Origin of the sequence: Paenibacillus sp. CCS19 (assembly GCF_033239625.1) — a bacterium.
Classification (GTDB): domain Bacteria; phylum Bacillota; class Bacilli; order Paenibacillales; family Paenibacillaceae; genus Paenibacillus_T.
Genome location: NZ_BTCK01000051.1, coordinates 17,683 through 31,985, shown reverse-complemented (window position 1 = coordinate 31,985; position 14,303 = coordinate 17,683). Strand labels below are relative to the sequence as shown.

The window sequence follows — 14,303 nt, the reverse complement described above, 5'->3', positions numbered from 1 at the left end:
CTTACGATTATGGTCCATACACTTCTAAGTTCGAATACTCCGCAATCAACGGCGCCATCTGGCGAAATCCAATTCGTCCGCCGCCAAGCGCTGGTCCGCCAATTGTACCGTCGTCCTCCCAAGCGAGCAGCGGCAATCCGTTCACGGAGAACGTAATAGACGCCCCTCTCCGCACGAGCAGCAGCTCATAACAAGCGTTAACGTCGCTAACGTCCGGTATCGGATCAGCGCCCTGGGCGACCAGATGGAAGCCGTAGCTTTTGCGCAAATTGCAGGTATGAAATTGCCGTTCCTCTGGCCATCGCCGGCGAAAATAAGACAGATGGTAAGCATCCATCTCGCCGTGATGATACTGCTCATAAGGCCCCGTGCGAACGGGAAGAGCGGGATCGAACAGATCCAGCCCTCCCGCTCCGCGCGCCGCGAAGAATAGGATCGCAAGACCCGGTTCCCGAAGAGGTCGAAACCGCCAGGATAATGCGACATCCGATGGAAACTGTTCTGGGCACCAGAGGACGAAGTTCGCCTGCTGTCCTTCTTCAGGATCTCGGCGGCTCTCCAATCGCATGCGCCCCATCGGGAAGCTCGCAGCGCCATCGCCCTCCATAACGAATTCGCTAATGTCGTCAACGGATGCCAGCGGATTGCGATACAGCAGCCGCCAGTCTTCTGGAATGCCAGCCTTCTGCATCATCACTTCGTCCCCGTTGTTTGAGCCACTGCGGTATAGAGCGATTCTGGAAGAGCGTCTGCGATCAGTTCTAAGCTCATGATCGTGTTCAATGACCATTGCGCCGCTTCATTCGTATTGATCCAATCGATCTCGCGGAGCGGTCCGACTTGGCACACATCAGCCGCCTCTTCGAGCAGCCGAACGCGCGCGAACGGATTGCCGAGCAGTATCGACCAGGCCGTCTGCGCGGTCTCCTCATCCTTCCTTCTAGCCGCGCCATAAGCGACGAGCGCGATGCTGAGCACCGGATGCTCGAACCTTGCCGTGCTCACTTCTCCATTCGTGACAAGATCCTTCCGCTCCTGCGATAGATTGTAATAAACGCCGAATTCCGCCAGCATATCTTCCCATTCCGGATCCTTCAGCATATCCGCCATCTCCAGCCAGACTTGCGGTCCGCCCATGCAGATCGCCAGATGGCGGCCCCAGTTGTCGTCGCCCATCGGCGTAAGCTTGCTCGTCGCCGGATCATAACCGTACGTCGGCCCCGAGATAAGACGATATTTGGCCGCCTTGATGCAGTCGATGCCGGTCATGATTTTGTTCCGATAAACCTCGTCCTCGTACCGTTCCCAACGCGTCATCCAGTTCGAGCTGAACGCCGCCCAGTCCGGACCGACCCGAATATGCGTCGGATGCTCGTCAGGAGGAAAATACGCACGCATTGGATCAAGCGTCACCGTTGCATAATCCGCGTCCTTCACATCGTCCATCAGCTCGCCGATTCGCTCATCCGCCGTCAGGTAGTAATAATAACGATGCAGCCCCGCCATTGCGATGCGAGCTTCCTTGCAGCCGCAGCCCCAATGAACAACGTTGTGACGAGAACCTAGACCCGCATATTCGCCAAAATGATACACGTCGACTTCGCTCGTATGACGCGTCATCGCCTCCGCCATCCGGAAGATGTCATGCCGTCCGGACCGCAGGAACATGTACCACAGCCACATATTCGGCGCCAGCTCCGTATTCTGCCATGCGCATCCGCCTAGATCGTAATTCCACACATGCCGCACCGGATCATAGCTGTGCATGAAGTCGCCGTAATCCCACAGCCCGTACCAGCGGCGCTGCTCGACCTCTGCTTGGTAGAACGCGATGATGCCGTCCAGCCGATCCTCCAGCTCCGCCTTCGCCGCCGTGCTGCGGTCCGGCAAGCTCCAAATGCCGAAGGCGCCAGCTCGGCGATAATAGGCCGGCTCGCAGACGAGCAGCTCCGGCGATTGAGACAGCGTGAGCATCCCTTCCAGTTGTTCGTTATTCGGTGTGCTGCTTAAACACCAAATGTTAATTTCGTTTGTGTTCGCAACGCCATATGGCGTTGCACGCAGCTCTTCCGCGCCTTCATAAGAAGATTCCACATGCGTCCGCGTATCGTAATGACGCAGATCCATCGCTTGCACATCCGGCGACCAGAGCCATACGGTGAGCGACGCTGTTTGTTCGGACAGGCCTGTAACCTCCATGCCGGACGGATGCTTTTGCCAGAAATCGCGAAGACCTGCCGCAAGACCGCCGCCTTCTCCGCCAACGTAGCTAAGCCCCCCGGCTCTGCGCCCTTCTGCCGAACGCAGCCAGCTGCAGCCCTCATGCGTCCGCTTCGCGATCCGATAATGATCGGCCGAGTCCTGGACGAGCTTGAAGCCGTCCCATACCGCTGAATCATCAAGAAGACTTAGGAAATAACTGTCCTCCAACTCATCGAATTCAACCATCTCGCCCGCCGTTTGCTGCTCGAACAGCTCGCGGTATTTGCCCTTCGTCCTGCGCGTATGCAGCGTCTTCGGCGACTCGGCGAACATGGCGGAGTCACCCGCGAAACGCACATGCCGGTTATACAGCGGTCCGCGCATCGGGATGCGGAACGACACGCCAAGCCCTTTAATAAAGTCCTCATTCGGATTGCCGTCATAAAAGAACGTATGAACGAGCCGAATCTGATCCGATCCCGCATACACGTACATTCGAAGCGTAAAAGGAATCCACATCGACGAGCGGCCCGTCGAACGATGACGCCCGTCAAAACGCACGACCGCCCGAATCGGTCCCGTCTGTTCAATAACAGCCGTCCGAATGATGCCGCGGAATGGCTCCTCGCGTACGGTTCGTACGCCGGATACGCCGCTGATCGTCTCTTTCAAGCAGACCAGATCAGCGCCTTCGCACACTGGAAGCCCATCTCTCACGACCGATCGAATGAGACGATCGCCCTGCTTGTTCAGCGTACATACGATCATGCCGGTGTCGAGCGTAATCGTCTCGTCCGTCTCCGATACTGTTATCGCTGTCGAAGGCGGAGCAGCTGCAACCTCTTCCGACAGGCGGCGCAGCTCGAATCCGCCGTCCTCTATCCCATCAATAACAGCCGCATGAGCCGACCATTTGACACTTCCATCCGGCCAATAAGCCGCCCACCAGCTCTGCATCGGCAGTTGTTTATTGCTAACGTTGGATAAGAGCTCGAGCTTGTCGCTTCGCGACAGCTCTCCTTCCCGCCAAGGAATTCCCCACGTCACGCCGGCCGAAGGCAGCTTCATTACCCCTTGGCCGGCTGCATGCAGCCGATGCAGTGCAATGCTCGTCAATCCCGTCGTTTCTGTGGACATTATGACTTCATCTCCCTCGCTATGGCGAATGTTCCCCTTCATCGTATAGAAGCGCCTGCTTGCGGGCAATGAAACATTCTTGTCTGGCGGGCTGCGGCAGACTTGCACTTTATTGTCGGACTTGCTCTATTTTGCAATAGCTACGAGCTGCGGCTCATCTCCCGGTAACGGCTTGGCGTGATGCCCTCCGTCTTCTTGAAGATTCGGTTAAAGTAACTGTGTTGGTAGCCGACCTGCTCGGCGACACAGTTGATCTTCAGCTCCGATTCGCGGAGCAGCTCCTTCGCTCTCTCAAGCCGAAGCTCCGTCAGATAGTCGATAAAGTTTTTGCCTGTTACTTGCTTGAACATCTTGCTCAAATAGAACGGGTTCGTCCCGATATGGTCCGCGCAGCTGTCCAGCGACACGTCGCGCATATAATGCTGCTGAAGGTAGAGCATCGCCCCTTCGATCATTCGTTTCGTCTGGCTGTGCGACCGCTCGCCAAGCTCCTTCAAGAACGGAACAATGACTTTGTCACGGAACAGATCTGCGAGCCGCTCAGGTTCACGCATTTGTGACAGCTGCTCGTATAGGTTAGCCCCCTTGAACAGCCGTCCTGGGTAAATGCCGGACACCATAATCGCATGCTGCACGCTGCCAAGCAGATGAAGCATCCCCTGCTGCACATCGAATTCCTTCGCGCCTTTCACCGCCAATGCACGAATGAACGCATCGAGAAGACGGTTCGCTTCATCCTCTTGACCGGTGCGAAGCGCTTGCACGAATTCGCGCTCCAGCGTGAACGGATACGTAAACTCCGGCCCGTCCTTGCCGCTGTCATCCAACGCTTCGATATCGACAATGCCGTTGCCGCTCTCAACGCTTCGGTAGCCTGCTGCCTGCTTGGCATTCTCGAACGCCAACGGAATATCCGCAATGCGATGAGTCGGACGGCTGATGGCTATCGTTACCTGCATCTGCAGCATCCGATTAACCGCATCTGTCAGCTCTGCGCAATACGCTCGAATATTATCCTCATAGGACTCCTCATTCGCTACGACTATCAGCAGCGCTGCCGATAGATCATGGAAGTTGACCACGCTGCTCTGCTCGTAGTGGCGGGACGCCAGCTCTTCGATTACGTTTACTGCAGCAAAAGTAACGAGCCCCTCGTCCCCGTAGCGGAATTTGCCATCCATATTCGCAATGCCTGTCAACTGCACGTACAGCACGAGATACGTGCGACCCTGCACTTCCCACTTGTACCGCTCCATCCGCTTCTGCAGCTCCTGCTCGGAGTACGCGTAGAGATAACCCTGCAGCAATTGATGCAGGAAGCTCTCTTTGACCTGCGGAAGCTGCTCTGCCCATCTCGTGTGAAGCTCGCGGCTCTCGCTGCTGAGCAGTTGCCACTGCCGCTCGATCATCGCGAACTCGTCTTCCTTCTCTTCCGACATCGGCTTGCCTGCAGTGAGTAGCCGCACGAGACGGTCGATCGGCGAATAAATGCTCCGGGATGCAAGCCATGCAAGCACGGCTGCGATTAACAGCGCGCTGCCGCTTACGATCAGAATCAGCTTCGAGATGAACATGACCGGAGCTGTGATGGTCGAAATCGGCGATGCCGACACATAGCTCCACTCGTCTTGAATGCGGGAGAAGTGGCCATACGTGACGGTGTACGTCTTGCCGCCCCAGTCGAAGAAGAACGAGCCTTCGCCTGTCCCGCGTTTGTGCACGACTTCCGTTAAAGCGTTTACAAAATCGGATTCGGGTTCGCTTCCGATAGAGCCGTACAGCTCACCTGTATCTTTCAACAAGAACGTCTCGCCGTCATTATACGGCATCATCGTACGCAGCAATTCGCCGACCTTCTCGTGATCGAGTCTAAGCAGCAGCATCCCTACCGGCTTGAGCTGGCCACCTGGGACATGGTGTACGAGCGTCAGCTCCTTATCGTCCGGGTGCGCGGCATCGAATGCCCACTGCGTCCAATAAGTCTGACGATCCGATTGGAGCAGCCCTTGGTAAGTGTCCGACATCGAGCTCGCCTCTGAGAACTCGGGATCGAACAATACGGGTTGTTTCCCGTCCACGTACAGCTCGACTTTCTTGACCATCGTGTTTGAGCCTTGCATAACAAGCAATGTATTCGTAATATCGCGAGACCGAATGAAATCGCTGACGAAATCAGTATCGCGCAGCGTGTAATTAAATTTGGTATCAAACGCCCAATGCGATAGCATCAGCTCCAGATTGGACAGCTGCTCGTCCACATTATGCGCACGATGTTGAATTTGTTCATTGTGCATGCTCAGCAGCTCGCTCTCGAGCCGCCCCCCCGCCATCCAGTAAACGAGTGCGCCTGTAATGAGGCCCGGTATGCCGGAGACGAGAAGAAGTACGATCAAGCTCTTGCGATAAAAACGCCTCTTGCCGCCTGTTTGCCGGTTCTTGCGTATGCCCTGCCATGCCTTGAAGCGATTACCCATTCTCTCTCACCAGCCATTATTCTTAAAATGTAAGCGCGTTCTTCTAGGATAAAGGGACACGCTCCATTGAACAAGACCCAGATGACAACGATGTCATTGCAACATTTTGCGCCGTTTGGACTATTTTGGCGTGAACCCTTCTAAGTCCTCCCTCAATGGAGGATTCAAGAGGGTGTGCCCCCTTGGCCCCCCGTATTTAAGGGGCTTCGCCCCTTTAACCCCCTAAATTAAATTCTGGCTGCGCCTCTATAACTTCTTCATACCAATTTTCTCTACCCACCCAAACCCTCCCTGCAAGGGAGGGCCCCATGGGTTTCCAACCCCTGGACCCCGGAATGGAATGGTGGCCGGACAGAGGCGCTGGTTTGATACTGCGTGCCGGGAGTCGTGTGCCCCTGTGGGGCACAACTTTCTTTCGAGCTTAGTGGTGCGGGTATGTTATTGCGTGCTGGGAGCCGCGTGCCCCTGCGGGGCACAACTTTTGTTCGAGCTTAGTGGTGCGGGTATGTTATTGCGTGCTGGGAGCCGCGTGCCCCTGTGGGGCACAACTTTTGTTCGAGCTGATTGGTGTGTTTTTCATTACTGCTAGCTGGGAGTCGCGTGCCCCTGCGGGGCACAACTTATGTTCGAATGACTGTAACGAACTACAGCGTTGCTAATTGTCGCTATAAAGCTCGATATTAGTTGTAACGAACTCTACTGACGTTATTGGGTCGGAATTCGAGCCTCGTGCGAGAAAACAGATCATATAAGCGCATCTGAGTTCGTCAGAGTTCTTGAGAGCGAATTTGCTCCAAATAGCGTTCCTTGAGTTCGTTAGACGGAGGCGGAAGCTCGTACCCTGTGGGGCTCAGCTTTCCTGAGAGCGGCAAAAAGACCACTAGCTGACTGCCCATCGGGGCAGGTTGCCAGTGGTCTTGTTTCATTTGCCGGTCAAGGGTCGAACATGCTCCCCCGCGCTACTTCGTGATCATTGCTCTATTATTTGCCGCCGCTTGCTGCGTAGAGTTTGTTCATCTCGTCTACAAGATCGTTGCCGCCGGTTTTCTTCCACAGCTCGATCGCTGCGAGGAAGCCTGCTTCGTCGAGCTGGCCGACGATGTATTTGATGCGGGCGTCGTTGATGATGTTGTCCAGCTGAGGACCTTTCTGCGAGTAAACCTCCGAGATAAATGGTTCTGCCGGGTTAGGTACGATAAACTGCTCGTTCTCCTTGATCAGCGCCGTTTGCTTCAGGCGGAGCGGAGTCTGCTTCACAGTCGCCGCCGTCGTCTCAGGGATGAACGTCAGCATCTGGTTAAGTCCCTCTACTTCGGACTCCAAGAGCACCGAATCTTTGCTTGGTTCTACGAAATCGCCGCTCTTCGTATAGTGCGTGCCCTCAAGACCGAAGCTTGCCAGCGTCTGAAGCTCCGGCTCGCTCAGTTGATCGATGAAGCCAAGCACGCGCTTCAGCTCATCTTCGGATTTTACAGACGATTTCGGAATCGACAGCATACCAGCGAAGCCCGAGGTTGGCAGTGTATGCAGAGTGCCGTCTGCGCCCGTTACGCCGCCGACAACGTCCATAAAGTTCTGATCGTCCGGCACTTCCGTACCCGCTTCTTTCAGCGCTGCATGGATCTTATCGTCGATGCGAGCTGCCGTATCGATAACGTCAACGATGACGCCTGCCTTGTTGTTGACGACTGGATCGACCCACTTCGCCGAATCATACACCGCGAAATCTTGGTTGATCAGCTTCTCGTCGTACAGCTTCTTCATGAATCGAAGCGCTTCCATATATCCCGGCGTTTCGAACTCCGGCACCAGCTTGCCGTCTTGCACGCCCCACTTGTTCGGAGCGCCGAACCACAGCTTGATCGTATCGAAGCCGCTTGCCCAGCCGCCCGTCCACTTCACGAGTACCATGCCGTACGTATCGTTCTGGCCGTTCTTATCCGGATCCTTCTCCTTGAACGCCTTAAGCATGTTGTAGAAGTCGTCCACCGTCTTCGGCTCGCTGAGGCCCACGTTCTCCAGCCAATCCTTGCGGAATACGATGCCGTTACGGCCGAGCGGACGCGAACGGTACAGACCGTACGTCTTGCCATCGATGGAGGAGTTGTTCAGAATGACTGGATTCGCTGCACTCAGGAATTTGTAATCTTTCAGGTATGACGACAGCTCCCAGAATGCGCCGGACTTGGCTGCATTAACGAAGCTTGCGCCTTTCACATTATCGATATAGATGATGGACGGCAGCTTGCCCGATGCGAGCGTAATGTTGAGCTTATCCGAATACGATGCGTTCGGCACCCATTCGAAGTGAATATCGGAGTTCGTCAGCTTCTCGATCTGCGCAGCTACCGGACTGTCATCCTTCGGGAAATTCGTTTTGAAAATCGGCAGCATGATGTTCAGCTTGAGCGGATCCTGCTGCTTCGGCGTTTCTGTTTCTGTATTTGTCGCAGTATTCGTGTCTGTGCCTGCAGTTTCGGTTTGTTCGGTCGTGCTTCCCTTCGTTTCCTCATCCGAGCTGGAACCGCAAGCTGCCAGCGAACCAGCCACAAGCGTACCTACCAATACAGTTGCTGCGAAGCGCTTCCGTGCCATCACATTTCGTTTCATCTTAAGCGACCTCCCATAGGAATAGTTGTATCATATCGTAAAGCCGCGTTGACAGCTATCCTATCTACGTACAACGCGGATTTCACGCACAGCAGGCTCGGGGCATTAGCCCTTGACGGAGCCGAGAAGAACGCCTTTTGCAAAATGCTTTTGCAGAAACGGATAAACGAGCAGAATCGGTACGGTGCCAACGACGATAACAGCCATTTTGATCGACTGCTCCGGCGGTTTGACGAAGTTCGGGTCCATTGAATTCATGTCGCCTGCCGCCGCTTGCGACAATAGAACAATTTGGCGCAGCAGCACTTGCAGCGGCCACTTCTGCGGATCGTTCAAGTAAAGCAGCGAGGAGAAGAAATCGTTCCAATGGCCTACCGCATAGAAGAGCGTAAAGGTGGCCAGCACAGGCGCCGACAACGGAAGCACGATGCGAAGCAGCAGTCCGATCTCGGAGCACCCGTCGATACGCGCCGCCTCCTCCAGCTCCGGCGGGAGCTCTTGGAAGAAGTTTTTGACAATGATCAAGTTGAACGCATTAATGGCCCCTGGGAGCATAAGCGCCCAGTATGTATCAAGCAGATGCAGATCGCGAATGACGAGATACGTCGGGATCATGCCGCCGCCGAACAACATCGAGAAGATAACAAGATTAAGAACGAGATTGCGCCCCATCAGCCCGCGTTTGGCGAGTGCATAAGCCATCGTCACCGTAAATGCAAGGTTGACGAGCGTGCCGATCGTGGTCACATAGATGGAGACGCCGATGCTTTTCACAATCGTATCCGTTGAGAAAATGAACTTGTAAGCGTTCAGCGTGAACGTCTCGGGAATCAGAAATACCGCCCGTTTCGTCAGCTCCGCATCCGATGCGAACGAGCCTGCAATGACATAGAGGAACGGCAGGATCGCCGCTGCAGCGAACAGTCCGAGCACGACGTAGTTGAAGACGTCGAAGGTGACACCTGCGGGAGTCCGGTATGTTTTGGCCATGATGAGCGCCCTCCTTTCTGTTGTGTAATGGCTTCTGTCAGTACAGTCCCGATTGGCCGAAACGCTTCGCCAGCCAGTTCGTGCCTAGCACGAGGATGACGCCTACGACCGCCTTGAACAGGCCGACCGCCGTACTGTAGCTGAAAGCGCCTTGCGTAATACCCATCATATATACATAGGTATCGAACACTTCCGCATTCTCTCGGTTAAGAGGATTGAGCATGAGATAGATTTGTTCAAAGCCGTTGTCGAGCACGTGGCCCATACGCAGGATGAGCAGAATGACGATCGTACTGCGGAGTGCCGGCAGCGTGATATGCCACATTTGTTTCCACCGATTAGCGCCATCCACGATTGCCGCCTCATATTGCTCTACATCGACGGCCGCGAGCGCAGCGAGGAATATAATGGTGCCCCAGCCGCATTCCTTCCAGATCGTTTGAATGATAATCATCGGTCTGAACCAGTCCGGACTCGTCAGAAAATCGATCGTTTTGCCCGTGTGGGCATTCAGCCATTCGTTGACGACCCCGCCCTCCGTTGTCAAGAACACGTAGGTCAAGCTGGCTACGATAACCATCGAGATAAAGTGAGGAACGTAGATCAACGTTTGAACCGCCCGTTTGAACAACGCGATTCTGATTTCGTTCAACATAAGCGCGGCGATGATCGGCGCCGGGAAGAAGAACAGTAAGTTGTAAAATGACAAGATCAGCGTATTGCGCAATAACATGAAGAAATCCGGATTGGTGAAAAACAATCGAAAATGTTCAAACCCGACCCAATCGCTCTTCCAGAACCCGAGAAACGGCTGATAGTTCTTAAAGGCGAGCAGCACGCCCCACATCGGAACGTATTTGAATAATAGAAAATAGATCAGTCCCGGCAGCAGCAGCGCGTACATCCATTTGTCACGCTTCAATCGACTCATGATGCTTGGCCGATAAACGGAGGTGCGCTGAGCCGCGGCGGATGTCGTTACAGCATTGTGCTTCATCTTGGTTCACCTCCTGTGAAAGTCCATCCATTGTCCATTTCGTGGTGCAGCCTCAGTATGCTTCGACTCGCTCCTTGCCGGCAATTAGACATTTTGGAATGGGGCATTTGTGCATGCTTTGCACTTTATCTCTGCCTGTTCGGAAGGCGTTCAAGAAAGTGCAATTGCCCGCCGCTGCGGGGTTCGTTACATTAGAAGAGGCATGTTGGCACTGCAAAGACAGGAGGACTTGACGATGAGTGAGAAGCTGTATCATGGGACAGCCTGGTACCCAGAGTTGTGGGACGAAGCGGTCATCTTGCACGATATTGCCAAGATGAAGGAAGCTGGCATCAACGTTGTACGACTAGGTGAATTCGCTTGGTCGACGATGGAACCGACAGAAGGCGCGATCGACGTCAGCTTGTTTGCAGATGTGATCACTAGACTTCACGCCGAAGGCATCGATACGGTCATGTGTACGCCGACAGCGACACCGCCGATCTGGCTGACGCATCAGCATCCGGAACGGCTGCATGTGGATGAACGCGGTGCTGTCATGGGGCATGGCTCGCGTCAGCATATATGCACGAACAATATGGAATTTCGGCGGCGGGCGGCCTTGATTACAGAAGCGATTGCCGCTAGCGTCGGTGGGCTGCCGGGGCTTGTTGGCTGGCAGCTTGATAATGAGTTCAAGGCGCATGTGGCAGCTTGCCACTGTCAGAGCTGTCTTCATCTGTGGCAGGAGTGGCTGGAGAAGCGGTACGGTACGATTGATGCGTTGAACGAGGCTTGGGGATCGGCGATCTGGAGCCAGCAGTATGAACGATTCGATCAGGTGCCGCACCCAGGACCGACGCCGTTCCTGCACAATTCGTCGATGCAGACGGCCCATCGGCTGTTCAGTATGTCCAGCATTGCGGAATTCGCTGATGAGCAGGCCGGAATCATTCGTCGTCACTCATACGCGCCGATTACGCATAACAGCAGCGTCGCCTTCCACGTCGACAATGAAAGGCTCTTCGAACAGCTGGACTTCGCTTCCTTCGATACTTACGCAAGCGCGGAGAATTATGCCGCTTATCTCATCAACTGCGACCTATTCCGCAACTACAAGCCGGGCCGCGGCTATTGGCTCATGGAGACGAGCCCCTCGTACAGCGGCTCGCTTCAGAGCGCTGCCGTTCCGCATCCGCAAGGTTATGTCGCCGCCGAGGCTGTCGCGGCGTATGCGCTTGGCGCGGATGCGTTCTGCTATTGGCATTGGCGGCAGCATCGCAGCGGCTGCGAGCAGCCGCATGGCTCGGCGCTGAGCGCTTGGGGCAAACCGACCGTTGGTTGGACGAATGTGCTCGAGGTTGAGCAAGCAAGACGAATGCTTGCCCCGCTGCTGCTTGGTTCACGACCGGCGGTTGCGGAAGCTGCGCTCGTTTACTCGGATCGAGCGAAGGCATTCATGGCGACCGAACCGCTCAAAGGAATGAACTACCGAGGGCTGTTGACGGGCTATTATGGAAGGTTGCTGTCGATGGGCATTCACCGGGATGTCGTACCTGAAGGAGCAGCGCTTGAAGGGCGCAAGCTGCTGCTGACGCCATTCCTGCCTTACGTCAGTGAAACGTTCATCGATAAAGCGATGACGTTCGTGGAACAAGGAGGTGTCTGGATCGTCGGGCCTGTCACAGGCGGACGGACGAAGGAGCATTCGATCCCGACAGACGCAGCGCTAGGCAGGCTGGAGCAATTGGGCGGAGTCGAAGCGGTCTTCTCCTATCCGCTTGATGGATCAGGGGCTGTCGGCGAAGCCTTCGGTGTGAGATCGCCGCTCGGTATGTGGGGCACCATATTCGAGCCGCGGGACGGAGGCGCATGGTCGGTCGGAAGCGTTACGGAAGGCTTGACGCCAGGGCTATCGTTCCTAACGGAGCAGCGCGTCGGCGACGGTTTGGTCGTCATGCTCGGCGCAATGCCGACTGGCGAAGAAGGCGACTTGATGCTTCGCACCATGTTGGATCATTATGCTTCTCGCGCTGGCGTTGCGCTTCGCGCAAACGCCACCTCCGGTACACTTGTCGCACCGAGGGTCGAGACCGACGGACGCCAGCTATGGGTCATCGTCAATATGGATGGCCGAGGCGGTACGGTTACCATTCCGAACGGTTCGGTCGATGCCATTACCGGTGAGCCGATTGCAGCCGGGCCGCTCGCGGTTGAACGCTATGCGTACCGAGTTGTTCGGCTGTCTGCTTAAACACTGCAGCATCTGGCCAGGGATATGATCTTCTACCTCCTATTAATAGGGCTCGATCACTACAATGACGTAGAGATCGAGCCTTTTATTGATTCATATCCACTTTGTTGCACCCGTTCGGACAGGAACGTGTGTTCTGGACCGATTTTCCAAGATCGAGACTTCAGTACATTGGCTGAACCATCATTTAGGCGGGTAGTCTTACTGTCAAATGTGACCATGGTTCAACCTTACAATAGGTGCAAGGGCCAATTCACAGCCGCACCATATTGTGGTTATCTAGGTAATGTCGAATGGGAGCAGGAAACTAATGCTTTCGACGCAAAACGATCGGCACATAGATGATGGGGGTTGCTCGAATTGAAACGTTGGATCGCAATTGCATCGATCAGCGCGATGCTGGCAGTTAGCGGAGGAATCGGCTTCGCGCCAGCTGCGCAAGCGGCTACAGCTGTCGTATTCACGGATATTGCGAAGCATTGGGGCAAGACAACAATCGAAGACATGGTCACAAGAGGCATATTGGATGGCTATCCGGACGGGAGTTTTCGGCCCAACGACCCGGTGAAGGTCGATCAATTTATCAAAATGCTCATTCTATCCTACTCCGATCTTCTTCCGAACGGCGAGCGAAGCTGGAAATCAACCTTCCTCGACTCCTTAACCGAGGAGAATCGGACGATTATTGCGCAGGACTATCGCTACTATAACTTCAAACCAAGTACGGCAGGCTATTGGGCTAAGCCTTTCATCGATATCGCAAGCGACTTGCATTTTCTGAACAAAAGCCGCTACAGCGATTTCCAGGGCAACATGACGCGCGAGAATGTGGCTGAGGTGCTCTATTACACCCTTCAAGAAACGGAGTATCTGGAGGATGAATCCTTCAGCCGCTCGGTTGCCCAATCGTACGGCGATCTGACGAGCGCGTCGGATCGTATGCAGAAGTTTATCGCAGAGGTGTTGGTGAAGGGCATCATGCAGGGCTACCCGAACGGCAAGTTCGGCGTTGGCGACGTCGTGACGCGGGCAGAAGCGCTCGTCATTCTGAATCGACTGACGGATACGAGCAAGCGGATTCCAATGCAGCCTTCCGCGGACAAGCTGCAGCGTCTCGTTCCTGCTGCCGGAGGCGCCCAGAAAGTTGTCGTATTCCCGGACAAACGAATGTGGGACATGTATGATGTCCTTCTTCAAGCAGGCAAGCTGCGCGGCAGCAACTACGATCTGCAAGGAACCACGCTCCGTCTGTTCAAAGACGGCATAGAGAAGAAAGCGGCGCTCGACTCCACGACGTCAGCCAAGACGACGCCGGAGACGTCCATCTGGCTCGACACCGAGTACAACACCTATGGCATTACCGTCGTGCTGCGTGACGGCACGCGGGCGCGTAACAAAGAGTCCGTCACCTTGTTCGCCAATACGCTGTTCGGCTATTATGCCAGCGCCTTCAACCAATGGTTCGATGCGGTGTGCACGGAGATCGAAGCTGGACGTCCGCTCGCCTCCAAACAGATTACGGTCGGCACCGATCATGTCAGCCTGCTCGTCGACAGCGCGGCGAAGACCGTCAGCTTCTCGATTGCCGCGATCAAGCAATAAAAAGTTGCGAAAAAATAAAATGCCCGGCTCTCTGAGAGCTAGGCATTTTATTATTTTG

Annotated in this window: 8 protein-coding genes; 2 read left to right on the top strand and 6 right to left on the bottom strand. The window is 55.0% G+C overall.

Going from position 1 to position 14,303, the window contains the following annotated elements; translation table 11 throughout:
- Positions 1 to 7: 7 nt before the first annotated feature.
- The 6 genes from SBI19_RS25125 to SBI19_RS25100 form a co-directional block, all read right to left on the bottom strand.
- Positions 8 to 694, bottom strand: a complete 687-nt coding sequence (locus tag SBI19_RS25125; protein WP_317972272.1) for a DUF1961 family protein — start codon at positions 692 to 694, stop codon at positions 8 to 10.
- Positions 694 to 3,339 (bottom strand): exo-rhamnogalacturonan lyase family protein, encoded by a 2,646-nt coding sequence (locus SBI19_RS25120; RefSeq protein WP_483312335.1) that lies wholly within the window; start codon positions 3,337 to 3,339, stop codon positions 694 to 696. The genes SBI19_RS25125 and SBI19_RS25120 overlap by 1 nt, the downstream gene beginning before the upstream one ends.
- A gap of 140 nt (positions 3,340 to 3,479) precedes the next feature.
- A complete protein-coding gene (locus SBI19_RS25115; protein ID WP_317972271.1) occupies positions 3,480 to 5,813 on the bottom strand; it encodes a helix-turn-helix domain-containing protein in 2,334 nt (777 codons plus the stop codon).
- A gap of 981 nt (positions 5,814 to 6,794) precedes the next feature.
- Positions 6,795 to 8,423, bottom strand: a complete 1,629-nt coding sequence (locus tag SBI19_RS25110; RefSeq protein ID WP_317972270.1) for an extracellular solute-binding protein — start codon at positions 8,421 to 8,423, stop codon at positions 6,795 to 6,797.
- A 105-nt stretch (positions 8,424 to 8,528) separates the two neighbouring features.
- On the bottom strand, positions 8,529 to 9,413 hold the full coding sequence (locus SBI19_RS25105; RefSeq protein WP_317972269.1) for a carbohydrate ABC transporter permease: 885 nt from the start codon (positions 9,411 to 9,413) through the stop codon (positions 8,529 to 8,531).
- A gap of 37 nt (positions 9,414 to 9,450) precedes the next feature.
- On the bottom strand, positions 9,451 to 10,410 hold the full coding sequence (locus SBI19_RS25100; protein ID WP_317972268.1) for an ABC transporter permease: 960 nt from the start codon (positions 10,408 to 10,410) through the stop codon (positions 9,451 to 9,453).
- 235 nt (positions 10,411 to 10,645) lie between these two features.
- Between SBI19_RS25100 and SBI19_RS25095 the strand changes: the two genes are divergently transcribed.
- Both SBI19_RS25095 and SBI19_RS25090 read left to right on the top strand, forming a co-directional pair.
- On the top strand, positions 10,646 to 12,643 hold the full coding sequence (locus SBI19_RS25095) for a beta-galactosidase (RefSeq protein WP_317972267.1): 1,998 nt from the start codon (positions 10,646 to 10,648) through the stop codon (positions 12,641 to 12,643).
- Positions 12,644 to 13,003: 360 nt separating this feature from the next.
- Positions 13,004 to 14,245, top strand: coding sequence for an S-layer homology domain-containing protein (locus SBI19_RS25090; protein WP_317972266.1), 1,242 nt, complete (start codon positions 13,004 to 13,006; stop codon positions 14,243 to 14,245).
- The last annotated feature ends 58 nt before the right edge of the window (positions 14,246 to 14,303 follow it).